Here is a 24,257-nt window from a genome sequence, read left to right as displayed (position 1 = left end):
TATTGCCTTGATTTATAATGACAGGATTTATCATGCCGCAGTATCACTTTATCTCAGGACTGCCCCGCTCAGGTTCTACTTTATTAGCTGGTTTACTCAGGCAAAACCCGCAATTTCATGCCGCCATGAGTAGCCCTATTGCTCCCCTTATGGGCAGCTGCTTAGAGCAAATAGGCGCTGGGAGTGAATTTTCCCCGTTTTTTAATGAGTCTAAGCGCCGAGACCTTTGCCTAAGCCTAGCCAACAGTTATTACAGTGAGCACAGAGATAAAGATGTTATCTTTGATACTAACCGTATTTGGACTGCGCGTATGCACCAACTGGTAGAACTATTTGGTGATTTCAAGGTAATTTGTTGCGTACGCAACCCGGCTTGGGTGATGGATAGTTTCGAGTGTATTTACCGTAAAAACCCCTTCGACTATAGCCGTATGTACTCACCTCAGAGCCGACAAACGGTCTATACCCGCTGTGAATCTCTGGCCCACCATCAAGGTGCATTAGGCAGCGCGTGGACGGCTCTTAAAGAAGCTTACTACGGCGAGTTTTCAGAGCGTTTATTACTGCTAGATTACGATTTACTCACTCAGCACCCGGCTCGCTCCATGGAGCTTGTTTATCAATTTCTTGCTCTGCCCACATTCGACCATGACTTTAATCAGGTGGAATATGACGAGGGAGAGTTCGATGCCAACATCGGCGTGAAAGGCCTCCATACCGTGAAAAAGCAAGTACAGTTCACCCCAAGACGCAGCATTTTACCACCAGAATTATTTAAGAAGTACAGCGAGATGGCCTTTTGGCAAGATACTACTGGCACACAAGCCAGCTTGATCTGCGCCACACCGAGCCAAGGAGACAACCATGATTCAATTTAAAGCCAATAAACTAGCAGGAATGCTTGTGCCCTTGGGCTTAAGTGCTCTTCCCTCTTTGGCGGGCGCCTATAGCGGCTATATACGCAATGAGACAACGCGCAGCACATCACCGTCAGTTACTTTGCAGACAAGCAGCGCAACAGCAACCCATTTACCACTAAAAGCAAAGCAATTTGAAAGCTCAGAGTTGGTAATGACCCAGGGCGCCCCCTCTGCACAGACTAACAACTCAACCTTGGCAGAGCCTAACCTTGTAAGTGGACAGAATATCCATGAAATCATGGTGATTGACGCAACGCTTAAAGATAAGTCAACCTTTTATAAGGCACTCAAGCCGGGCGTTGATATTATTGAAATCGATGATAGCAGTCCTGTTTTTGCGCAACTTAATAGAAAACTAGAAAGCTATCATAACCTCAACGCGATTCATTGGGTAAGCCATGGCTCAGAAGGACTTATTCATGTCGGCAAGCAGCAGGTAGGAGCGGCACAATTACACAACTACCTCGATGACTTAAAACAACTAGGGGACAAACTTAGCTCGGACGCTGATATTCACTTTTACAATTGTAACCTTGGTAAAGGAGAGCTTGGTACAGAGTTTATTCAACTTATCGCTACATACACCCATGCCGATGTCGCCGCGTCGATTGACAACACAGGAAATGTTGATCAAGGCGGTAACTGGGAGTTAGAAATCAAGCATGGTGATATAAATACAGCGACTCCTTTTAGCGCTATTGCACTTGCCGACTTTTCCGATGTATTAGCCTATAGCGGAACTATCAATATGTCGGGTTTCCCCTCCGGGTATGCTGCGAGTAAGTCATATATAGTATCGGGTTATACCATACAATTAAGTACCGATGGCGGGGCATCCTCAATTTACACTGGAGCTGTGTACTCATCTCATGATGCCTATTTCTCCCCAGAGTTTGGGGGTAATACCAGTGAAACTAAAGGGGAGATTTACTTCTCTGGTGGTGAAACCTTTAACGTCACCTCAATTGACATGTTTAACTGTTCTGGCGTTAACCAAAACTTCAAAATCTACTCGGATAATGGCGACCAAGCAACAACAGGCTCTCTAGCTAATGGTATTGGCGGAACACAAAGCCTAAATTGGAATGGCGTGTCCAAGCTCACCATCGTAAACAATGCGGGTGGAGATCTCGAGTGTGTCAGAATCGATAATCTTGTGCTCGCTAATTTAGCACCTGCCAACACTCCCCCGTCAATTGGCAACCTCAATGGCGATAGTGTCAGCCTGTTCCCTGGTGCGCAAACACTCCTTGACCAAGGCACAGCCGCGACCATAACCGATGGCGACAGCGCTAACTTCGACGGTGGCGCTTTAACGGTCACGATCGTTTCAGGAAAAGATAGCGCTGAGGATTTACTTTCTGTAGATACCTCAGGCACGGTAGCCCTAGCGGGCACCACAGCAGGGAGTAATGTGTCCGTGTCTGGTACCATAATTGGTACCTTATTGAATAATATTGCTGTGGGGAACGACTTTGTCGTCAACCTCAACACTGACGCCACAGCGGCGCGAGTACAAACCCTGTTACAACAGCTCAGTTTTGAAAATATTGATACCGCCAACCCAACTACAGGTACGCGCACAGTGCGCGTTACCGTCAGTGATGGTGATGGCGGTACCTCAACAAACCAAGATGTCAGCGTCACTGTGCAAGCGCCGCTGAATAACGGCGATCTCATCCCTGCTGCGGGTGTCAGTGAGCCGGTGTTGAGGCCGACAACCTCGAACAGCCCGGCAACAGCCGTAGATGTGTTGGATTTTACGCTTGTTGATGGCGGTGGCGATAACCTACCAATGAATATATCAAGCATTCAAGTACAGGTTAATGGTACAGCCACAGAGTACGAGCGTAGCAGTACCACTTGGCGCCTCAACGGCCCTGATGCCAATAACATCGTCGGTAATTATATTGCCGGTACGTTGACCTTCTCAGGGTTAAACATCAGCATTGCCGATGGCACCCAAGAGGATTATGTAATCAATGCCTACTACCATGTAAACACCAACATGGTGGATAAACGCACTTTTATACTAAGCGTTAATGGCTCAAGCAATGTTGTTGAGTCTTCCGGGACAACAATGGGCACCACTACCCTGGTAGATAATGGTACCGGCTCGGTATTAGATATCACCGCCACAGGGCTTTATTTTAGAACCCAACCTTCGGGCAGTATCTCTGGCAACGTACTCTCAACCACCCCAGAAGTAAGAGCCGTAGATGATTTTGGTAATACCGATAAAGACTTTACCGAAATAGTGACCTTGACTGAGGCCTCAGCAGGCTCACTCAGCAATGCCAGTGTGAGCGCAACCCAAGGGGTTGCAAGCTTTAGTAGCTTGATTTACACCGCCACTGCCGACCAACAAAGCTTCACGTTAACCGCTGATGATGAGGCGACAGGTGCAGATTTTGTCAGTGTCGACGCTAATAGCATTACCTCTGATGTGGTTGCCACACGTTTGCGCTTTGATACAGAACCAGCGCCAACAGCCATTCCGGCTGGACAGAGCACTAGCTTCACGACCGTGCCACAAGTATCAGCGGTGGATGCTGCAGGCGTTGTCGACACTGGCTACAGCACCGATATACTATTAGCTGAGGTTAATGGCGCTGGCAGTGTGACCATGACAGCCACAGGTGACAACGATGGCAATGGCGCGACCGTAACAGTTACCCCCTCTTCAGGGATGGCAACCTTTACCAATTTAGCCCTAAATTATACTCTCTCCGGGGCCTCTGCTGAATCGTTCAACTTGCGAGCGTCATCTGGCGCATTGACCGCAGCCGACAGTGCCCAGTTGACCGCTGCAGATAATGTTCCTCCAAGTGTGACAAGTATTGCCCTTGCGGGAACTCCCGCTGCAAATGATAGTAGTATCACCTACACCATCACTTTCAGTAAAAATGCCAATAATATCAGCACCGATGATTTCACACTCACGACGGTGTCTGGGACCGCAAGTGGTGACATAGCTTCAGTGTCTGCATCCAGTGGCTCGAGCGTCAACATCACCGTCAACAACATCGCTGGTACCGGCAGCATCCGTCTCGATTTAAATGCCAATACCGACATCGTTGATGACTCTGGCAACGGCAATAATAACAATGGCTATGTACCTGCGTTTAATTCCGGCGAAACACATAATGTAGATGTAGTTGCACCACAAATCTCCAGTATATCTGTTCCTGCTGATGGCACATATAAAACAGGTGATACTTTAGACTTCACTCTAAATAGTAATGAAAACTTAACTGTCAATACAGCTGGCGGGACGCCAAGCTTAACTATTGATATCGGTGGTTCAACTGTCACTGCAAATTACCTGTCCGGCTCAGGAACAGCTGCGTTGAACTTTAGAACTGCCGCCCTAGCAGCCGGACTTGAAGATACTAACGGTATTGGCTTAACCGCACTTACCCTAGCAGGGGGAACTATCAATGATAATGCAGGTAATGCCTTAGACGTGACTTTGAATAACGTTGGCGCTTTATCTGGAGTATTAGTAGATAGCATAGCCCCGACCGTGACCTCAGTCAGTGCAACAACAAGTGATGGCGCTTACGGCGCTGGCGAAGTAATTAATATCGGAGTCACCTTCAGCGAAACCATTAATGTCACTGGCGGAGTACCTAGTCTAACACTGGAAACCGGTGCCACAGATAGAACGATTGCTTACAGTTCTGGCTCCGGCACAAATACCTTGATGTTCACCTATACGGTGCAAGCTGGTGATACCAGTGCCGACCTTGATTACACAACAACTTCTGCGTTGGCACTTAACGGGGCTCAGGTGAGTGATAGCGCCGGAAATAACGCGAGCTTAACCTTAGCGACTCCTGGCGCAGCGGGCAGCCTAGGCGCTAATAAAGCGTTGGTGATAGATACCACAGCTCCAGTAAGCCCAACTGTAACCACCCCAAGCGCACCTGAGAGCACCACCAGCACACAATTAGCAGTAGCTGGTACGCATAGCGAGAACGGTGTCAATGTCGCGCTTTACGCTGATGCTAATGATGATGGTACTGCTGATTCAACCAGTGTACTGGCTTCATCTGCAGTATCTGGGAATGCGTGGTCGCTGTCGGCACCGCTGACACTGGGCGATAATAACTTTGTGGTAGCTGCACTTGATGCTGCGGGCAATATCTCCACATACGTTGATGTAGCCACTATTACAAGAAACAGCCCACCCAATGGCTCTCCTGTTATTTCTGGCACACCTGCTGCTAATGCAAACGTAGGTAGTAACTATTCATTTACGCCGAGTGCAACTGATGCAGACAACGATCCACTAACATTTAGCATCTCTAATTTACCAGCCTGGGCCAACTTTAACTCCAATAATGGTCAGCTACAGGGGACGCCAACCGATGCTGATATTGGTGATTACTCAAATATCATTATTTCTGTCTCGGATGGCTCAGCCACAGATTCTCTGCCCGCATTTTCTATTTCGGTAACGGCAGCAAATCAAGCACCTACGATTAGCGGCACTCCTGATACAAAGGTTGCGATTGAGCAGAACTATAGCTTCACCCCAACTGCATCAGATCCCGATGATGATGCCCTCACCTTTTCGATCGTCAATCAGCCTAGCTGGACGACCTTCGATACCGCAACAGGGCAACTGCAAGGTACACCCAGTGAGAGCGATGTTGGCACCGTTAGCAATATTCAAATTACCGTCAGTGACGGCGACTTGAGTACGCAACTCCCGGCGTTTGCTATCGAAGTCACTGAGGCTAATCAGGCCCCTCGTATTATCACTCGCACGTTCAGTGTTGAAGAGGATACGTCAAAAACGGTGACCCTAGAAGTAGACGATGAACAGGCAGAACAAGTCACTATTACAGTTGTTTCAGCGCCTGTGCAGGGTGAGCTACTCGTCAATGGCTTAAGCCTCACTTACACACCGAATACTGACTTTCAAGGCACTGATAGTGCAACTTTGATAGCAAGTGACGGTAACTTACAAAGTGAACCTGTCGCTATTGAAATTACTGTCACCGGAGTCAATGACAAACCAATAGCCAATGATGATACTGTGAGCCTTACGCGCAATGACAGCGGCACATATATTCTTGAGGTACTTAGCAATGACAGCGATCCAGATCAAGGTGATACCTTACGCATAACAACAGCTAGCGCAGAATTAGGTGATGTCACTATCGACAATGGCGCGCTGCTATATACGCCTCCTGGTGGTCTTAATGAAACCACGACACTGCGCTATCGCATCGCCGACGAGCAAGGTTTAGCGGATACAGCAACGGTCAGATTCTCCCTTGATGGCCCTATGGCCGACGATATCCCGGTACTCTCACTGCCTGCGGATGTCAGTGTTGATGCCACAGGCTTGTACACGAAAGTAAATCTTGGTGTTGCCACTGCTGTCGATGCAACGGGTAAAGCCATTGCGGTTAGAATCCTAGACAATCCGGTGTATTTCAAACCAGGCGTGCATAAAATTTACTGGCAAGCTACAGATGATCAAGGTCGCAGTGCCTTGCAATCACAGCGTGTGGAGGTCAACCCACAGGTAAGCTTGAGTGCACAAAGTATTATCACTGAGGGGCGCAGTCATAGCATTACCGCTTACTTAAACGGTCCTGCGCCAAGCTACCCACTTATAGTGCCTTTTACCGTCAGTGGCAGTAGCAGCAGTGATGACCATTCACTTACCAATGCAGAACTACGCTTCACCTCTGAGCAAGCAACCATCGACTTTGATGTATTCGCTGATGCCCTTGATGAAGAGGATGAAACCATCACCATAACACTGGACGAAAGTATCAATAGAGGCCCAACGTGGCAGCACCGAGTAACGATTACACAGCGTAACCTTGCCCCACAAGTGAAGGTAACAGCACAGCAAAACGCGCAAGCGATGACGTTATTTGTTGCCGACCAGGATATTGAGCTTGTTGCCCAAGTAAGCGATGCGAATATCAATGACTCTCATACTTATCAGTGGCAAATAAACCCGACACTACCTTTGAACCAAACGAGTAGTGAACGCGCTATTATCGAGGCCAGTGATCTCACTCAGGGTATCTATAATGTCAGTCTCGAAGTCACTGATAGCGGCACTCCAGCGGCCAGTCAAAGTGTCAAACTGCAGTTAGATGTGCGCAGTACGCTACCGCCTTTGAGCGATAATGATAGTGACGGCGATCTGATCCCTGATGCTAGTGAAGGTTACCGTGATAGTGACGGTGACGGCGTTGCTGATTATTTAGACGCCATCGGCGTATGTCACTTACTTGCAGCAACACCAGCGCAAGAAGATAACTTTATCGTCGAGACTGAATATGGCAACTGTCTGCAAACCAGTATATTTGCTGATGCTGCGAGCGCAGGTGCTGAGCTGATGCCAGAGCAGGTCGCAAGTGATGAAGACACACGTCATGTTGGCACACTTTACGGTGTGGTAGTCAGTGCCCTACCGGTACCTGGTGCTGCCGTTGATTTTGTGCTTCCGCAGCGTCAGCCACTGCCGCAAAATGCACTCTATCGCAAGTATATCAATGACCAATGGCAAGATCTGGATACCCAAGGCGATGATGTTATTGCTTCAGCGTTAGGTAGTAAAGGTTACTGCCCAGCACCAGGTAGTGAGCTTTGGCAACCCGGGCTGACAGCCGGGCACTGGTGCGTACAATTAACATTGACAGATGGCGGCGCCAACGATGCTGATGGCATCATCAATGGCAGCATTGTTGACCCTGGTGTAGTGGCTATAGCTCTTGATGCCAATCAGCCACCGATTGCAAACGATGATGTGTATACGGTAGCAGAGAACGCCATGCCGATGCTCGATGTGCTAAGTAATGATACTGATGCCGAGAGTGATGAAATCATGCTTACTGGCGTGGAGGCGGAGCTGGGTGATGCCAGTATTATTGATGGCAAAATTCAATACCAAACACCTAGCCAGTTCATTGGTAACGACCGTTTGATTTACAGTATTCGCGACGCTGCTGGCAATAGCCACAGTGCCGAGGTAAGTATTAACATTGTCGCTAACCAAGCGCCGGTTGCAGTTGCTGATAGCGCATCAGTGGCCTACCAAGGCACGGTTACAGTGGATGTACTCGCCAATGATAGCGACCCAGAAGGGCAAGCGTTAACAGTAACCCAAGTAAGCAGCGAACATGGGGAGGTAGTAATTAACAGTGACTTCTCATTACGCTTTAGCGCCGCTGATGGCTTTAGCGGTAATGCGTTAGTGCGCTACACCCTAAGCGATGAACTCGGAGCCACCGCACAAGGCGAGCTTAATATAGAGGTTGCTGCTGAGGTAGATAACTCACAGCCGCCAAAACGTAAGCAAAGTAGCGGTACTCTAGCATGGCTAGTTATGTTACTTGCGTTAATGGCTATTCGCCGACAAGCCAAGCAACTGAAATAACCGCAACGTCATTAAGTTAATGCATAAAAGCCCCGCAGAGCGGGGCTTTTTATTGTGTGCGATAACGGGAAAATAATAACAGTAAAAAGAATATGCTTCCGATAGCTGACGTGATCACCCCAACTGGCAGTTCTTGATTATCTAACACTGTGCGTGCGGCCAAATCTACCCACACCATAAATAGCCCACCGCTAAAAAAGCTCGCGGGATATAAATAACTACCTGCACGAGGAGCGATTATTCGCACCAAATGGGGGATCATCAGCCCGACAAAACCTATACCACCGCACACACTCACAAGCACTGCAGTGATCAGCGCACTTAATAGCAGCATAGCTAAACGTAGTCGCTGCACATGAATACCTAGGGTATGGGCACTCTCATCCCCAAGCAGCAGGGCATTTAATGGCGCCCGTAACAGCCATACAATTGCGAGGCTGACGCCCATAAGCACACTCACCGGTAGCAACATGGCCATGGAAGCACCGGAAAAGCTGCCCAAAGTCCAAAATACCACCGCGCTCACAGCCTGGGGCTCGCCAAAATACAGCAACAAGCTGGTCAGTGCACTGAAACCAAAAGATAAGGCCACCCCTGCCAACACCAAGATGGAGTTTTGCATATAGCGAACACTGTAGGCCACAATCAGCAACAACACCACGGCCAGCATGGCGCCTGCAAAGGCACTGAGGCTCAGCAGCACAGGGGCACTAACCCCAAAAAGCACCATGGTCACGACCACGCCCAGAGCTGCCCCCGAGGAGATACCAAACAAGTAAGGATCCGCTAACGGGTTGCGTGTGACCGTTTGTAAAATCCCCCCCGCCAACGCCAACCCACCACCAGCAAGAAAGGCAATGCCAACACGAGGGCTGCGCAATTGCCAAATAATTTGCTGCCACAGCGAATCACTGTCCTCGCCACTGAGTACAGCCAACAGTTGCGGCCAACTTAGACTCACGGCACCTTGCTTAAGTGCAAACAACCCACTAAGCACAAAAACCAAAAGTACTGCAATCAGAGATAAAACATATTTAACCGTCATGCTGATGCCTTTGATAGCCGTAAAAATATTGTACCAGCGGCCACTTATCGGGCTGCTGCGGATGACCACTGACTTTTGCGCAAACGCCAAAAACATCACTGAGCAGTTGCTCGGTCACCACCTTTTTTGGCGTACCATCCGCAACCAGTTGACCGTGCTTAAGAATCAACAATCGGTCACACAGCGCACAGGCCAAGTTAAGGTCATGAAATGACGCCAACACCGTTAGCTTTAACGAACGCACCAGCTCCATCAATTCTATTTGATATTTAATATCTAAATGGCTGGTGGGCTCATCCATGATCAGCAACTGCGGCTGCTGCACTAAGGCCCGAGCAATATGAGCGCGCTGCTGCTCTCCTCCCGATAACTGGGCTAAGGGTTTATGCTGCAAGTTACACAGCCCTACATCCATCAAAGCCTGATGGACTCGCTGCTTTTGCTCCTGTGTTAATGCACGCCACATTCCCCCTTGGGGCAATAAGCCAAGAGTCACCACCTCATAAACAGTGAGTGACATATCGCTTTCTGGCTGTTGCAGCACCACGGCTACGTTTTGTGCCAATGTGCGCTGTGGCAGAGCCTGTAAGCACTCGCCATTAAGGGCAATAGTCTCAGCCGAAGTGCGGTAATAACGATAAATGCAGCGCAGCAGTGAGGATTTCCCAGCCCCGTTAGGTCCCAACAGGCCCACAAACTCCCCTTGCTCAAGCGAGAAACTAAGGCGTTCAAGTACCCGATGTTCGCCAAGCTGGTGCGATAAATTTTGAACCTGTAATAACGGGCGTTGCAACACGGTACTCACTTAGCTAGGTCAGAAAAGAGCTATTATGAAAGCATTATCGCGCAAAGTAAATTTTGTCTATCCAGACGTCTGTGAAGCCATGGCAACATGGCGTGATAGCACGCATAACCTACTAGGGCAACTAAACGCACATAGACAACAAACCGCTTCACATTCTACTTTTTACTTTATTGGTGGCCTGCGCGGTACTCGGATCATCGGGCCAAAAGTGTTTTGGATAGCGACCCTTCATCTCTTTTTGCACTTCGCGGTAACTACTTTGCCAGAAATGCGCAAGATCTTGGGTTATTTGCAACGGTCGCCGCGCCGGCGAGAGTAATTCGAGTTGCAGCGGCAGCTTGCCTTGCGCCAACTCCGGGCTTGACTGCCAACCATAAACCTCTTGCATACGGACGCTGAGTTTGGCCGGACCATCGAGTTGATAATGAATGCGATGACTGGCACCCGAGGGCAGTGTCATTGACTTTGGTAAGAGCTGTTCCAAGCGCTGTTGGCTCGCATAATCTAACAGGCTGAGCAAAGCACTCCGATAGTCAAACTGCTGTAATTGCGATAATGACCCCACATGCTCTAAAAACGGCGCCAGCCATTGCTCTGCTTGGCGCAATAGCTGCGCCTCATCGGCGAGAGTAAACTCGCCACCAAGCAATTGACTAGCCAGTAACATACGCACTCGTAGTTGCTGCGACTGTGGATGTTGAAACAGCTCCCAGCCCCGCTGTTGTATTAACTCCAGCCACGCTTGTACTTTCATTTGGGTATCAATTTTTTTGCCACTGGGCTTAGTGGCAATAACGATTGCACCCAATTGCTGGCGCTGCTCATTAATGAAACGCCCTGATTTGATATCAAATTCGCACACCTGGCGCTCACTAAACAAATGTGGCAAATGGGTTTGCAGCATGGCCGGGGAAAAAGCGGTGGCGCTAAAAATATGCTGGCCATCTTTGCCACCAACATCGGCGATGGCCACATACTGCTCATCCAACCACAACTGCGGATGCGCACTCACTCCCGCACCATTACTGAGCAGCATACCCGAACCACGCCGTTTAGCTAGACGGTCAGGATAGGCTAACGCCACGACCACAGGCAGCAAGTGCATAGGTAAGTCTTTGTTCGCCGGCAAGGATAAACGCTGACGCCAGTACTTCAGTTGTTGCGTAAATGCTGGGTGAGGACGATGCTGTTGCGCACTGATAGCGGTAGCAAGCTCAGCATCAATACGCACCCGAGCCTCCATCAAGGCGACAAAATGCACCGCCAGGTGCACAAAACCAGGATGCTGAGATTCACGTTGCTGAGCTTGATACAGCAAATGGGCAAAACGTAAATCGCTGCCCATAGCATGTATTTCTCTTGCCTTTGGGGTGAGTTTGCCATCAGCAATCAGCTCTAACATCTGTAACAGTTCGCAGGCTTGGTGCTGCTGCGCCGCAGAAGGCGGGTCAAGCAGCTGTAATTGCTCGATATCGGCCCCCCACAGCTTCGCCTCTAGCATTAAAGGACTAATATCACTGGTTAATATTTCCGGTGCATCATGTTGCGCCCGTCGCTCTAATTGCTCTTTACTGCCTAAACGATAGACCACTCCAGGTTCTATACGCCCCGCTCGCCCAGCCCGTTGCAGCGCCGAGGAGCGTGAGATATTCACGGTTTTCAGCTCACTCACACCGGTTTTTAGATTGAACTGCGCGGCGCGACGTTTACCGCTATCGATAACAATGCGAATGCCCTCAATAGTCAGACTGGTCTCGGCCACATTGGTGGTTAATACCACCTTGCGCTGACCTTGCGCCGCAGGTGCTATCGCTCGTTGCTGGGCGGCTTTGTCTTGCTCGCCATATAAGGTGTGGACTTCAATATCGCTGGGCAGCCCGCTGAGCTGCGCGGCGACATAGTTTATTTCTTTTTGTCCTGGCAAAAACACCAAGGCGCTACCGCTTTGCTCTTGCAGCGCTGTGATTACGGTGGGCGCAATAGCCTCAAGCCACTGCGTTGGCTGCGCTAACGGGCGGTAGATTTCCTCTATTGGGTAGCTGCGACCTGCTGAACTAATGAGTGGGCAATCAAAAAAGCGTTGGTAGCGCTCGCCATCAAGGGTGGCGGACATCAATAAGATCTTTAAATCATCACGCAGCATCTGGCTTTCTAACGCAAAAGCCAATGCCGTATCAGCCGCCATGGAGCGTTCATGAAATTCATCAAAAATAACTAAGTCGACACCACTGAGCTCGGGGTCTTGCTGCAACATGCGCGTTAATACCCCTTCAGTGACAATTTCTAGGCGCGTCTCAGCGCTTACCTTAGTCTCTTGGCGCAATCTTAAGCCCACGCTTTGTCCTACCACTTCTTGTTGCTGAGCAGCCAAAAAACGCGCTATGTTGCGCGCAGCTAAGCGCCGGGGCTCAAGCATGATAATGCGGCGAAAATGGCCTTCACGAAGCAACTGCAATGGCAACCACGTTGACTTCCCTGCTCCAGGTGGGGCTTGCAGTAGGCACATAGGCACACGATGTAATTGCTCAACAAGTTGCGGGTAACTTTGCTCTATTGGTAAGGCCATAATCCCAAGGTATTCATACTCTTTGCCGCTATTGTACGTTATTCATTTTGCCTGTGCAGCTTAGCAAGCAACTGTCGGTTCATTTCCATAACTTGCTGTGGGCATAGTAATGCGGGGCAGCACTGTAATAGCCGAGATTCAAAACTAGCCAGATCAGGGGCATTAAATAAGTGTGCAAACCATATATCTAAGGGGATACCTAACGCCTGCGTTAAAAACAGCTCCCCCTGCCAATCACACGGTGAAAGCGATCTAGGTTGTTGGTTTTGCTTTGCCCATAAACACTGCGCAAACGCGCGCTTTATATAAATGAGCCCGAGATCTGCACAGTCATTAATGCTGGGTAAGGTGTGTGCGGCTAGGCGTTTATCGTGTGGAAAATCGAATATGAAATCGGCCTGCCTGGGGTTGGCATAGTGAAAAGGAACGTGTGCGCCCGCAAAAAGGCAAGTTGCCTGCGGCGGTACTGAAAATGGCACGGTTAAGCTCGATTGCCCTTCGCTTAAAACGCAGTGATTATAAACTTGGATATCCGTGGTCAGCGTAAAATGGTCGTCACTTTGATGCTGCGCTGGAATAACAAGCTCACCACGTATATCGGTAATATCATCACGCGCTAAGCGCAGTGCTGCCGCTTTATCGAGGCGAAAGTACTCATCAATCAAAACCCGCTCTTTAGCGCGCTCTAGCCAAGCTCGCAAAGAAACCACTTGAGGAATTAACACTCCCTGTGCTTGCAGATAACGCACGAGGTTTTTAAATATCCATACCTGGGGCTCACGACGAAGCAGTGCTGTCATCGTTTCAGAAATAACGATATCGAATCGACTTTGCGCGTCAGGTTGCCAGCAGGTCGCATCAGCAACCACATATTCGTTGATTAAATGCCCAATATGCCAGCGTGCAACCAATTTTTTGACCGCCTCAATATTCTCCTGGTGAATATCCAACAATGTTACCCGCACCGGTAATTCGGGGTGGCATGCGAGGTAGGGCAATAATAAGGTGGCAAAAGGGCCGGTGCCCGCATAGAGGATGTGGACTACTTTATCACCGTGGACTTTATCGTTAATAGCCGCCGCAACCCCTTGCATAAACACTTGGGTGCGCAGTGGCTCCAAGGAGCAGCGTGCAGCTTGTACCGGAGAAATCGCCACCCCATGCTCGGTATATGTTCCGTACGATGTATTCATATCTGCTTGCGACGAAACACCACTTTCTTGCTCTAACGCGTTAACCAAAGCATGAATAGGTTGCTTAACAACACCAGCGTCCACTGGCGCTGCAATAATGGTTGCGACTAGCTGTTGTAACTGCTTGAGGGTCATAAGTCAGGCTCAAAGGGAAACATTCACTATTGTTAGCAAATCCCCTCTTGGTGTGTCATTACAGCGCATTACACTGTGCTCAGCTAATGAGGGCTTTGCAACAAGCTGACAATTCAATAAAATTTCATATAAGACATGAGCTTGGCGATTGACTGTTCCGCAGCCTTGTATGAGAATAGCGATAAAAGGAACATAGCATGGAGGCCTCAATGCTCATCAATGCAAGAGAAGAATTAAGAAACAAGCAGCGAGATCAGCAACTCGCTCATCTATTAAAGTCCAACCAGCATAACTTTATCCATCTTAATGACAGGGAATTTTTTGATTACGCTGTGAACGTAAAACGCACCCAAGGTCATTCTAATGAGCGAATCGCCGCCTGGTTCGAATCAATTATGGAGCGCGCCAATATTGTACCTGAGCTTTGGCGAGCGCATCGCGATTGGGTTAAAAATGGTTCAGGGCTCGTCCCTTTAGGGCTGGATGTGGCCGCCTTAACAGCGATTGCGCTAGAGATGCAGCGTAGCGGTTCAGTTTTTGATAAATTCAAAGTGAAGTCATATTCTGGGAAAAACTACATTATTTTCAAAGGCTACTCAGGCCTGAGAAGACACCTGACGGGAACCCGATACTTAGCCAACAATCCTAAGCTAGTATCTTTCGGCATCGGTAAGCTGGGAGCGCAAAGCTCTATTAAGCAAGGGTTTGTGTTGACGATTCTTATCTCTGCAGGGTTTCATGCCTTGGAGCAACTGATTGATGATAGCAAAACTTGGCACGACTTTATTGGTGGTTTATCTGTTGATGTTGCCATCGCAGCAGCATCATCAGGCATTGCCTGGGGAGCGGTGACTGCCGTTGTGGGAACGGCTGCAACCGTCGCCGTTGGCCCTATGATTGCCGTTGTTGTGGTTGGCGCAGCTCTGGCTGGTTTGGCCTATACATTCATTGATACTGATGCGATAGCAGAAAAAATAGCGGCTAGTCTAAGAGCGGTTGAAAACGATTTAAAACAAAGCTTTCAGCAAGCACGGAGAGAAATAGACCGGGCGCAGCGGTGGTACGAACAAGATCCCATCGGGTTTATGCACCGTTTATTTGGGCTTCCTTACTCTGGCGGATATAGATAGCACAATGGATGACGTGCAAAGTACAACGATGGACAGAGTAAAGCTATTCTGCTTTTTTGCTTTATTCTGTGTACTTACTTTACTGCTCCCTTATGCAACGTTCAGTGAAGTGAGCCAAGTAAGTACAGCCCTAGGGGAGCATGTTCTGGCTTTTCGGGAGCGCAGTTTTTCTCCTTCTTTGGTATTGGCCACCCCCGTTTTTGCCGTATTAACCTACTTACTGTGGTTACGAGCAACTCATACCCAAGTAAGTGATAGGTTACTCAGTGGTTGGTTTAAGCTGTGCGGCGTGACCTTAGTATTGATGTTAATTGCCACGCCTATCTACACCTATCTCATTGAACACCATATTAGTGCTCAGGGTTACACCCTATGTAGCGCCTACGGCCGGGGCACGATTGGCTCAGCCGATATCTGGGTGGCAAATGAGAGCCATTGTATAAAAGAAGGTTTCCCCGTACGCAACGAACTCGTTGACTGGCTATCTCAGCAACCATCAGATACCAGCGCGCAACAAGTAAAGCAGAAGTTGGCAACGCTTTTGGCTGCTCAGCATCATACAAAGTAATTGAGCAGCCAGCTCATGTTCCACTTGGCGCAAAAAAGTAAAACCTGTGGTTAATTTTCATACCCCAAATTCGGGCCTAGCCACTTTTCGGCTTGCTCTAGCGTCATTCCTTGGCGGTTAGCATAGTCCTCAACTTGGTCTTGTTGAATCCCTGCCACGGCAAAGTATTTCGAATCAGGGTGTGAGAAATACCAACCCGAGACGGCGGCACCCGGCCACATCGCATAGGAGCTCGTCAGTTTCATGCCGATGCGCTCTTCAACGTTCAGTAATTCCCAAATCTTAGCCTTTTCAGTGTGCTCTGGGCACGCTGGATAGCCTGGCGCAGGGCGAATACCCTGATAGTTCTCACGGATGAGCTGATCATTGTTTAACGCTTCGTCTGGGGCATAACCCCAGTACACTTTACGCACTTGCTCATGCAGGTATTCAGCGAAGGCCTCTGCAAGGCGGTCAGCCACCGCTTTGACCATGATTTTATTATAATCATCACCTTGGTCATCAAAGGCCTGGGCTAAGTCATCTTCTTCTAACCCGCCGGTCACAGCAAAGGCGCCAAAATAGTCGGCAACACCTTTAGGCGCGATATAGTCGGCTAAACAATAGTTAGCAAAGCCCTTTTTGTGCGTTTGCTGGCGTAACTGACACGAACGTAAAATCACTTCGTCACGCTGCTCGTCGCGGTATATTTCTATGTCATCGCCCACGCGGTTTGCTGGGAATAAGCCAATCACCCCTTTTGGTTGAATGCTGCCTTGGCGCGCAAACTCATCCAACATTGCATTAGCGTCGGCAAACAATGAGCGCGCTTGCTCACCCACCACCTCGTCATTCATGATACGCGGGTATTTGCCGGCCAAAGACCAGGTCATAAAAAATGGCGTCCAATCGATATATTGCCGTAAGGTGCTCACTGGCACCGAGTGAAACTCTTGGACTCCTAGCTGTTTAGGCACAGGCGGAGTGTAGTTTTGCCAATCCAGCTGGGCATGATTGGCGCGAGCTTGTTGCAAACCTATGGGCTTGGAGCGGGGTTTCTTGCGTGCTTGTTGCTCTCGCACTCGCTCGTACTCTGCTTTAGTTTTGCTCAAAAACTCACTTTTCGCGGTTTTACTTAGCAAACTAGATGCCACGCCCACCGCTCGGCTGGCGTTATTTACATAAACCACGCCGTTATCATATTGGGGCTCAATTTTTACGGCGGTATGCGCCTTTGACGTCGTCGCGCCACCAATCAGCAACGGAATGGTAAAATCGCGGCGTTTCATTTCTTTGGCGACATGCACCATTTCATCTAACGAGGGAGTGATAAGCCCGGACAGGCCTATAATATCGGCGTTTTCGTCTATCGCGGTTTGTAGGATTTTTTCAGCGGGCACCATCACCCCTAAGTCGATCACCTCGTAGTTATTACACTGTAACACCACGCCAACAATATTCTTGCCAATATCATGAACATCGCCTTTTACCGTGGCCATGACAATTTTACCGTTGGTTTCACCCTCTTGTTTCTCGGCTTCGATATAAGGGTCTAAATAGGCCACCGCGCGCTTCATTACCCGCGCCGATTTCACCACCTGCGGCAAAAACATTTTCCCGGCCCCAAACAGATCACCCACTACATTCATGCCGTCCATCAACGGCCCTTCAATGACCTCGATGGGTTTTGCAAACTGCTGTCGGCACTGCTCGGTGTCCTCATCAATATAATCTGTAATGCCTTTAACCAGGGCGTGTTCTAAGCGCTTTGCCACCGGCCAACTACGCCACTGCAAATCCTCAACCTTCTCCGCTTGCGCCATGCCCGAATACTTAGGCGCTAATTCCACCAACCGCTCTCCGGCGCCGGCATCTTTATTTAAAATCACATCCTCAACGGCGTCTCTCAGCTCAGAGGGAATATCGTCATACACCGCTAATTGACCGGCATTGACGATGCCCATATCCATTCCGGCTTGAATGGCGTGATACAAGAACACAGAGTGAATAGCCTCGCGCACCGGATTGTTGCCTCGAAACGAAAAAGAGACATTAGACACACCACCGGATACCTTGCAGTGCGGAAGATTCTCCTTGATGCGGCGAGTTCCTTCGATAAACTCCACGGCATAGTTGTCATGCTCTTCTATGCCGGTGGCCACGGCAAAGATATTGGGGTCAAAAATAATATCTTCTGGTGGGAAGCCCAATTCATCGACCAGGATGCGATAAGAGCGCGCGCAAATAGCAAACTTCCGCTCAGCGGTTTCTGCTTGGCCGGTTTCATCAAAGGCCATCACCACCACGGCGGCGCCGAAGCGCTTTAATACCTTGGCTTGGTGACGAAACGGCTGCTCCCCCTCCTTGAGGGAAATAGAGTTCACTATCGCCTTGCCTTGAATGCATTTTAGTCCCGCCTCGATTACTTCCCATTTCGACGAGTCCACCATAATGGGCACTTTCGAAATATCGGGCTCTGAGGCGATAAGGTTCAAAAAGGTGACCATGGCCGCTTTAGAGTCCAACATGGCTTCATCCATGTTGATATCGATAATCTGCGCGCCATTTTCAACTTGCTCACGTGCCACCTCTAACGCGGTTTCGTAATCTTCCTCGAGGATCAGCCGTTTAAAGCGCGCCGAGCCGGTCACATTGGTGCGCTCGCCGACATTGGTAAAAGTTGCAGTATTATTCATGTTATTGGCCCCTTAATTGAGATTACAGGCTTCAAGGCCACTTAAACGCATGCGCACCGGCAGCTCGGGCAAAGTACGTGGAGCGGTGTTTTTTAGCCCATCACTAAAGGCTTTAATGTGCTCGGGTGTGGTCCCACAACAGCCACCAACAATATTGATAAACCCTTGCTCCCCCCAGTCGATGATTTCTTGTGCCATTTCTTCGGCTTCTAAATCATATTCGCCAAATTCATTCGGCAGCCCTGCATTGGGGTGCACCGAGGTGTAGGTTTCACAAATACTGGCCAACTCTTCCACATACTGACGCAACAAGTCTGGCCCTAGCGCACAGTTCAAGCCAATGGAGAGCGGTTTAATATGGCGAATGGAATTATAAAACGCCTCGGTGGTTTGCCCTGACAAGGTTCGACCCGAGGCATCGGTGATGGTGCCGGAGATCATTACCGGCAGAGTCACTCCAGCCTGTTCGAACGCTTCTTCTACCGCAAAGGAAGCGGCTTTGGCATTGAGGGTATCGAAAATAGTTTCAATTAAAATGAGATCGGCACCACCTTCTATCAGTGCCAGGGTCGATTCGATATACGCGGCCACCAGCTTATCGAAGGTGATATTGCGATAGCCCGGATCGTTAACATCCGGCGAAATCGAGCAGGTTTTTGATGTTGGCCCCAGTACGCCGGCCACGTAGCGCGGTTTGTTTGGCTCGCGAGCGGTAAACTCATCGGCCACCGCGCGTGCCAGTCGGGCCGATTCGAGGTTAATCTCACGGCTTAGGCTCGCCATGTCATAATCTTCCATGGAAATGGTCGTGGCGTTAAAGGTATTGGTCTCAATAATATCGGCGCCTGCTGCCAAGTATTCACGGTGAATTTGTGCTATCAACTGCGGTTGAGTGAGGCTCAATAAATCGTTGTTGCCCTTGACCAACACATGCCAATCTTGAAACCGCTCACCACGATAATCATGCTCTTCGAGCTTATGCTGTTGGATCATCGTACCCATGGCGCCATCTAAAATTAAAATGCGCTCGTTGAGGGCCAGTGTTAATGCATCACGTTTATTCGGCATAGTTGTTAGTCCTTACATCCTGGCTAACCAGATTAATATCATAGGGAGTGGTTTGGTAAACGTAGTAATTAAGCCAATTCGAAAATAGCAAAAAGGCATGGCTTTGCCAGGTTTTCGAGGGCTCTTGCGCTGGGTCGCCATTAGGGAAGTAGTTTTCTGGCATCGGTGCGTCAGCGCCTTTATCGCAGTCACGTAAATACTCTTTTTTCAGGGTATCGGCATCATACTCAGGGTGTCCGGTGATATACACCTGCGAACCACTCTGGTTTTTAAGTAAGTAAGCACCTACCTTGGGCGAGCCTGCTACCACGACTAATTCTTTACAGGCGTTTATCGCAGCAATATCAATATGGCCATAACGCGAATGCGGGACTAAGAAGCGATCGTCAAAGCCTCGGGTTAACGCCGCGTGGTCAAAATAACACTGATGCTCAAACACCCCGCACAACTTATTTTTCTGCAATTGACGCTTAAGTCCATGGTGATGGAAAAGCCCAGCGTGCGCCGCCCAACAACTAAATAGCGTCGAGGTCACATGGTGCTCCGCCCAATCAAAGAACGCTTGTAGCTCCGACCAATACCCTACTTCATCATATTCTAAGTGAGCCAAGGGTGCGCCGGTGACAATCAAGGCATCGTAATTGTTGTCTTTAACATCTGAGAAATACTGATAAAACATATCCAGATGCTGCTCTGAGTTGGCGCTAGAGCGGTGCGTATCTAAACGCAGTAAGTCAACATTGACCTGCAATGGCGTATTTGCCAGCAAACGAATAAATTGCACTTCGGTTTCCACCTTATTCGGCATCAGGTTCAAAATAGCCAAGCGCATGGGCCGGATTTCTTGAGTCCGAGCGCGACTTTTCGGCATCACGAATACATTTTCTTGGCGCAGCTCCATAATCGCTGGCAAAGCGTCTTGAACCGTAATGGGCATGGCGGTACTCCGAATTAAAAGATAAGAGGCTATTATGAACGCCACACTGGAAATTTCAACCTCTAGATGTTTAGACGTCCAAAATAAAGTTGCAGTGAATGAGTTAACTGCAATAATGCCCGCGATTAACTAACAAAGAGTCGATGATGGGTATAGGTGAAATTGCAGCAATCAGTGCAGCCGTGGTTTGGGCTTTTTCTACCTTACTGTACAAAGGCTTCAGTCATCACCTTTCACCGCTGCAACTAAATGTAAGTAAAGGCTTACTCGCTTCTTTAATGATGATGATTGCCATGGCGCTACTTGGCGATGGCGCCATGCCAGTGCAGCTCACCTCATGGGGCTGGCTTATCGCCGGTGGGATTATCGGTATTGCCATCGGCGATAGCGCCTACTTTGGCGCCCTGCGCAGTATTGGCCCAGCACGAACCTTAATAATCGAATCTCTCGCTCCAGCCTTAACTGGCATACTTAATATTGTGCTGTTGGGTGTGTACTTACCGCTATTGGCCTGGTTGGGCATCGCCATCACTTCGGTGGGGGTGATCCTCGCGGTATTACCTCAACGCCACTTGCCCCCAGTTGATAAGAAGTTTTACTTTCAAGGCGTGGCTTTCGCATTACTTGCGGCTTTGTGCCAAGCCAGTGGCATGGTGATGTCAAAAGGGGCTATGAATACTGAGTCGATGAGTAGCCTATGGGCCGCCCTTATTCGCCTCCTTGCCGGCACATTGAGCGTGGCTTTACTGGTAATGATTATAAAACGCAGCGACCTATACCAAGCCATTCGATTGCACGGTATTGATAACAAACGCTGGCTGCTGGTGGCTGTTTTTTTCGGCACCTTCGTTGGCTTGTGGCTGCAATTGGCGGCGGTGCAGCATACCGACCCGGCTATTGCACAAACTATTTTTGCTACTGCCCCGCTGATGGTCATGACGATTGGCTTTTTTAAACGCGAGCCGGTGACTTGGCGTATGATAGTGGGCGGTTTATTGGCGCTGGCTGGAGTGGCCATATTATTGGCAAATTAACGGGCCATTCGTTGACGCTTTCACCATAGAGACTCTACAATAACGGCAGTTTAAATTAGTCACATTGTAAAGGCTCCTTTCATGGTTTTACCTGATAAGTTTATTTTCTCGATGAGTCGCGTGTCAAAGGTGGTGCCACCTAAACGCACCATCTTAAAAGACATCTCTCTGCACTTTTTCCCTGGCGCAAAAATTGGTGTACTTGGCCTAAATGGCGCAGGTAAATCGACCTTACTACGCATTATGGCCGGCGTGGATAAAGATTTTGAGGGTGAGGCACACCCTCAGCCTGGCATTAAAATTGGTTACCTTCCTCAGGAGCCTGAGCTTGATGAAAGCAAAACGGTGCGTGAAGTTGTAGAAGAAGCGGTCAGTGAAGTTAAAAATGCTCTTGATCGCCTTGACCAAGTATACGCTGAATATGCCATGGAAGATGCCGATTTCGATGCGCTTGCCAAAGAGCAAGGCGAACTTGAAGCCATTATTCAAGCCCACGATGGCCACAACCTTGATAACGCCCTAGAGCGCGCCGCAGATGCATTACGATTGCCAGCTTGGGATGCCAAGATTGAGCATTTATCAGGGGGTGAGCGTCGCCGTGTAGCAATCTGCCGCTTATTGCTTGAAAAGCCGGATATGCTTATTCTCGATGAGCCTACCAACCACTTAGATGCTGAATCTGTAGCTTGGTTAGAGCGCTTCCTACATGATTATGAAGGCACTGTAGTGGCGGTAACCCACGATCGTTATTTCCTTGATAACGTGGCCGGCTGGATCCTCGAATTGGACCGTGGCGAAGGTATTCCGTGGGAGGGCAACTACTCTTCTTGGCTTGAGCAAAAAGACGCACGTCTGCAACAAGAGCAAAAAGCAGAGAAAGCAAGACAAAAATCCATCGCTCAAGAGCTTGAGTGGGTACGTTCAAACCCGAAAGGTCGCCAAGCAAAATCAAAAGCGCGTATGGCGCAATTTGCTGAACTACAACAAGGCGATTATCAAAAGCGTAACGAAACCAATGAGCTGTTTATCCCACCTGGCCCGCGCTTAGGTGATCAGGTCATTGATGTACAGGGCTTAAACAAAAGCTTTGGCGACCGTGTGCTTATTGATAACCTTGATTTTAGCGTTCCTAAGGGAGCGATTGTCGGCATTATTGGTGCCAACGGTGCTGGTAAATCGACCTTATTCAAAATGCTCAGCGGCGAGGAACAGCCTGATAGCGGTGAAATCACCCTAGGTGAAACCGTTGAACTCGCCACCGTTGACCAATTCCGTGGTAACATGGACGAGAGCAAAACCGTATTTGATGAAATCGCCGACGGTCAAGATGTGTTGAAAGTGGGCAACTTCGAGTTCCCAAGCCGTGCCTATGTGGGCCGCTTTAACTTTAAAGGCAATGATCAGCAAAAATACGTCAAAGACCTTTCCGGCGGTGAGCGCAACCGTTTGCACTTAGCCAAACTACTAAAAGCGGGCGGCAACGTATTACTTCTCGATGAGCCAACCAACGACTTAGACGTTGAAACTTTGCGGGCGTTAGAGAATGCGATTCTCGAGTTCCCTGGCTGTGTCATGGTAATCTCGCACGATCGCTGGTTCTTAGACCGTATCGCCACTCATATTCTTGATTATCGCGACGAAGGCCAAATTAACTTCTTCGATGGTAACTACACCGAATACGAACAGTGGTTGAAGAAAACCTTAGGTGCCGAGGCTGCACAACCGAAGCGCATTAAGTATAAAAAGATTGGTTAATTAACCACATAAAAAAGCCCCATCTCGATGGGGCTTTTTTGTGCCCTTGGCATCCACCGATGCATGCACTGCGATTGCGCTAACGCGCCACTACTTGATGACCATTGTGATATTTTTAGCTTATTGAAATAGCGAAAAAAGTCACTCACAGCCAAGGACAACCTCAAGGCTGGCTACTACACTGGAGGGAGACGCGCCAATACAGGAACTGTTATGGAAAATCGCAGAAACTTCACTCGTGTTATTTTTCAACGCCCCGCCCTAGTGGTATTTAATAACCAGCACCATGGCTGTCATTTACTTGATCTTTCCTTAAATGGCGCTTTGGTAAGCCATCCTGATGACTTCAACCCACAGTTAGGTCAAAGCGTAGAGCTTATTTTCCACCTATCTGGCAGTGATGTTGATATTGATATGCTTGCTGAAGTAGCTCACATTGAGCCGCAACACATTGGCTTACATTGTGTAAAAATGGATATTGACAGTGCCACTCATTTAAAACGCCTTATTGAACTTAACGTGGGTGATGATAAGCTACTGCACAGGGAGTTAGCGCAGCTTGCTGCGCCCGAACAATAATAACGATTGCAGTGAGAGCACAATAATGATCATGGAATCCATCCAGGGCTTTGTCCCTTTTATCATGTACTTTGGTTTAGGCTACCTACTTATCCTAGCCTTTCTATTCATTTACACCCTTATCACCCCGCATTGCGAATGGACCTTGATGAAGGAAAACAATGCCGCCGCTGCCACCGCGTTTAGTGGCGCGTTCATTGGCTTTACCCTTCCAGTTGCCAGTGCAGCGGTGAACTCGGTCTCGCTGCTAGACTTTGCCATCTGGGGCGTTATCGCTGGCATCATGCAATTAGTGACCTTCTTCTTAGTGCGTTTATACATGCCCAAGCTGTCTGAAAAAATTGCTCAGGGGCATATGAGCGCTGGGGCATTTTTAGGGGTTGCTTCACTGGCCACCGGTATTCTCAACGCTGCCTGTATCACCTACTAAGGA

General features: G+C 49.0%; 15 protein-coding genes. 8 read left to right on the top strand and 7 right to left on the bottom strand.

Annotated elements, in window-relative coordinates; genetic code table 11:
* Window positions 1-17: 17 nt before the first annotated feature.
* On the top strand, window positions 18-878 hold the full coding sequence (locus MHM89_RS10065) for a sulfotransferase (RefSeq protein ID WP_235419411.1): 861 nt from the start codon (window positions 18-20) through the stop codon (window positions 876-878).
* A complete protein-coding gene (locus MHM89_RS10060; protein ID WP_239408712.1) occupies window positions 865-8,334 on the top strand; it encodes an Ig-like domain-containing protein in 7,470 nt (2,489 codons plus the stop codon). The genes MHM89_RS10065 and MHM89_RS10060 overlap by 14 nt, the downstream gene beginning before the upstream one ends.
* 49 nt (window positions 8,335-8,383) lie before the next feature.
* Here the strand turns inward: MHM89_RS10060 and MHM89_RS10055 are convergent, their stop codons facing one another.
* The 4 genes from MHM89_RS10055 to MHM89_RS10040 form a co-directional block, all read right to left on the bottom strand.
* Window positions 8,384-9,379 carry an iron ABC transporter permease gene (locus MHM89_RS10055; RefSeq protein ID WP_239408711.1) on the bottom strand — a complete coding sequence of 332 codons (996 nt, stop codon included), beginning with the start codon at window positions 9,377-9,379 and terminating at the stop codon, window positions 8,384-8,386.
* A complete protein-coding gene (locus MHM89_RS10050; RefSeq protein WP_239408710.1) occupies window positions 9,369-10,184 on the bottom strand; it encodes an ABC transporter ATP-binding protein in 816 nt (271 codons plus the stop codon). The genes MHM89_RS10055 and MHM89_RS10050 overlap by 11 nt, the downstream gene beginning before the upstream one ends.
* Before the next feature lie 148 nt (window positions 10,185-10,332).
* A complete protein-coding gene (hrpB, locus tag MHM89_RS10045; RefSeq protein ID WP_239408709.1) occupies window positions 10,333-12,750 on the bottom strand; it encodes an ATP-dependent helicase HrpB in 2,418 nt (805 codons plus the stop codon).
* 38 nt (window positions 12,751-12,788) lie between these two features.
* Entirely contained in the window at window positions 12,789-14,078 is a 1,290-nt protein-coding gene (locus tag MHM89_RS10040) for a class I SAM-dependent methyltransferase (RefSeq protein ID WP_239408708.1), read from the bottom strand.
* A gap of 209 nt (window positions 14,079-14,287) precedes the next feature.
* On the opposite strand from MHM89_RS10040, the gene MHM89_RS10035 reads away from it, so the two are divergent.
* The gene (locus tag MHM89_RS10035; RefSeq protein WP_130148415.1) at window positions 14,288-15,208 is read left to right on the top strand and encodes a hypothetical protein; all 921 of its coding nucleotides are present in this window, start codon (window positions 14,288-14,290) and stop codon (window positions 15,206-15,208) included.
* A gap of 4 nt (window positions 15,209-15,212) precedes the next feature.
* On the top strand, window positions 15,213-15,776 hold the full coding sequence (locus MHM89_RS10030; protein ID WP_130148417.1) for a hypothetical protein: 564 nt from the start codon (window positions 15,213-15,215) through the stop codon (window positions 15,774-15,776).
* A gap of 50 nt (window positions 15,777-15,826) precedes the next feature.
* Here the strand turns inward: MHM89_RS10030 and metH are convergent, their stop codons facing one another.
* Genes metH through metA form a run of 3 tightly spaced genes read right to left on the bottom strand, consistent with a single transcriptional unit; the run spans window position 15,827 to window position 20,456 of the window.
* On the bottom strand, window positions 15,827-18,451 hold the full coding sequence (gene metH / locus MHM89_RS10025) for a methionine synthase (protein ID WP_239408707.1): 2,625 nt from the start codon (window positions 18,449-18,451) through the stop codon (window positions 15,827-15,829).
* A 12-nt stretch (window positions 18,452-18,463) separates the two neighbouring features.
* Window positions 18,464-19,519, bottom strand: a complete 1,056-nt coding sequence (locus tag MHM89_RS10020) for a homocysteine S-methyltransferase family protein (protein ID WP_239408706.1) — start codon at window positions 19,517-19,519, stop codon at window positions 18,464-18,466.
* Window positions 19,509-20,456, bottom strand: a complete 948-nt coding sequence (metA, locus tag MHM89_RS10015) for a homoserine O-succinyltransferase (protein ID WP_053910546.1) — start codon at window positions 20,454-20,456, stop codon at window positions 19,509-19,511. The genes MHM89_RS10020 and metA overlap by 11 nt, the downstream gene beginning before the upstream one ends.
* Before the next feature lie 146 nt (window positions 20,457-20,602).
* On the opposite strand from metA, the gene MHM89_RS10010 reads away from it, so the two are divergent.
* The 4 genes from MHM89_RS10010 to MHM89_RS09995 all read left to right on the top strand — a co-directional run bounded on the left by MHM89_RS10010 (window position 20,603) and on the right by MHM89_RS09995 (window position 24,254).
* The gene (locus MHM89_RS10010; protein WP_239408705.1) at window positions 20,603-21,490 is read left to right on the top strand and encodes a DMT family transporter; all 888 of its coding nucleotides are present in this window, start codon (window positions 20,603-20,605) and stop codon (window positions 21,488-21,490) included.
* Between the two features lie 81 nt (window positions 21,491-21,571).
* The gene (gene ettA, locus MHM89_RS10005) at window positions 21,572-23,245 is read left to right on the top strand and encodes an energy-dependent translational throttle protein EttA (protein WP_130148425.1); all 1,674 of its coding nucleotides are present in this window, start codon (window positions 21,572-21,574) and stop codon (window positions 23,243-23,245) included.
* A gap of 213 nt (window positions 23,246-23,458) precedes the next feature.
* Window positions 23,459-23,824 carry a PilZ domain-containing protein gene (locus MHM89_RS10000; protein WP_022945793.1) on the top strand — a complete coding sequence of 122 codons (366 nt, stop codon included), beginning with the start codon at window positions 23,459-23,461 and terminating at the stop codon, window positions 23,822-23,824.
* 25 nt (window positions 23,825-23,849) lie between these two features.
* The gene (locus MHM89_RS09995) at window positions 23,850-24,254 is read left to right on the top strand and encodes a DUF350 domain-containing protein (protein ID WP_022945794.1); all 405 of its coding nucleotides are present in this window, start codon (window positions 23,850-23,852) and stop codon (window positions 24,252-24,254) included.
* Window positions 24,255-24,257: the final 3 nt, after the last annotated feature.

It is taken from the genome of Pseudoalteromonas sp. CNC9-20, assembly GCF_022347875.1.
Lineage (GTDB): Bacteria > Pseudomonadota > Gammaproteobacteria > Enterobacterales > Alteromonadaceae > Pseudoalteromonas > Pseudoalteromonas ruthenica.
The sequence above is the reverse complement of the archived record's forward strand: the minus strand, read 5'-3'. Positions and strand labels throughout refer to the sequence as shown.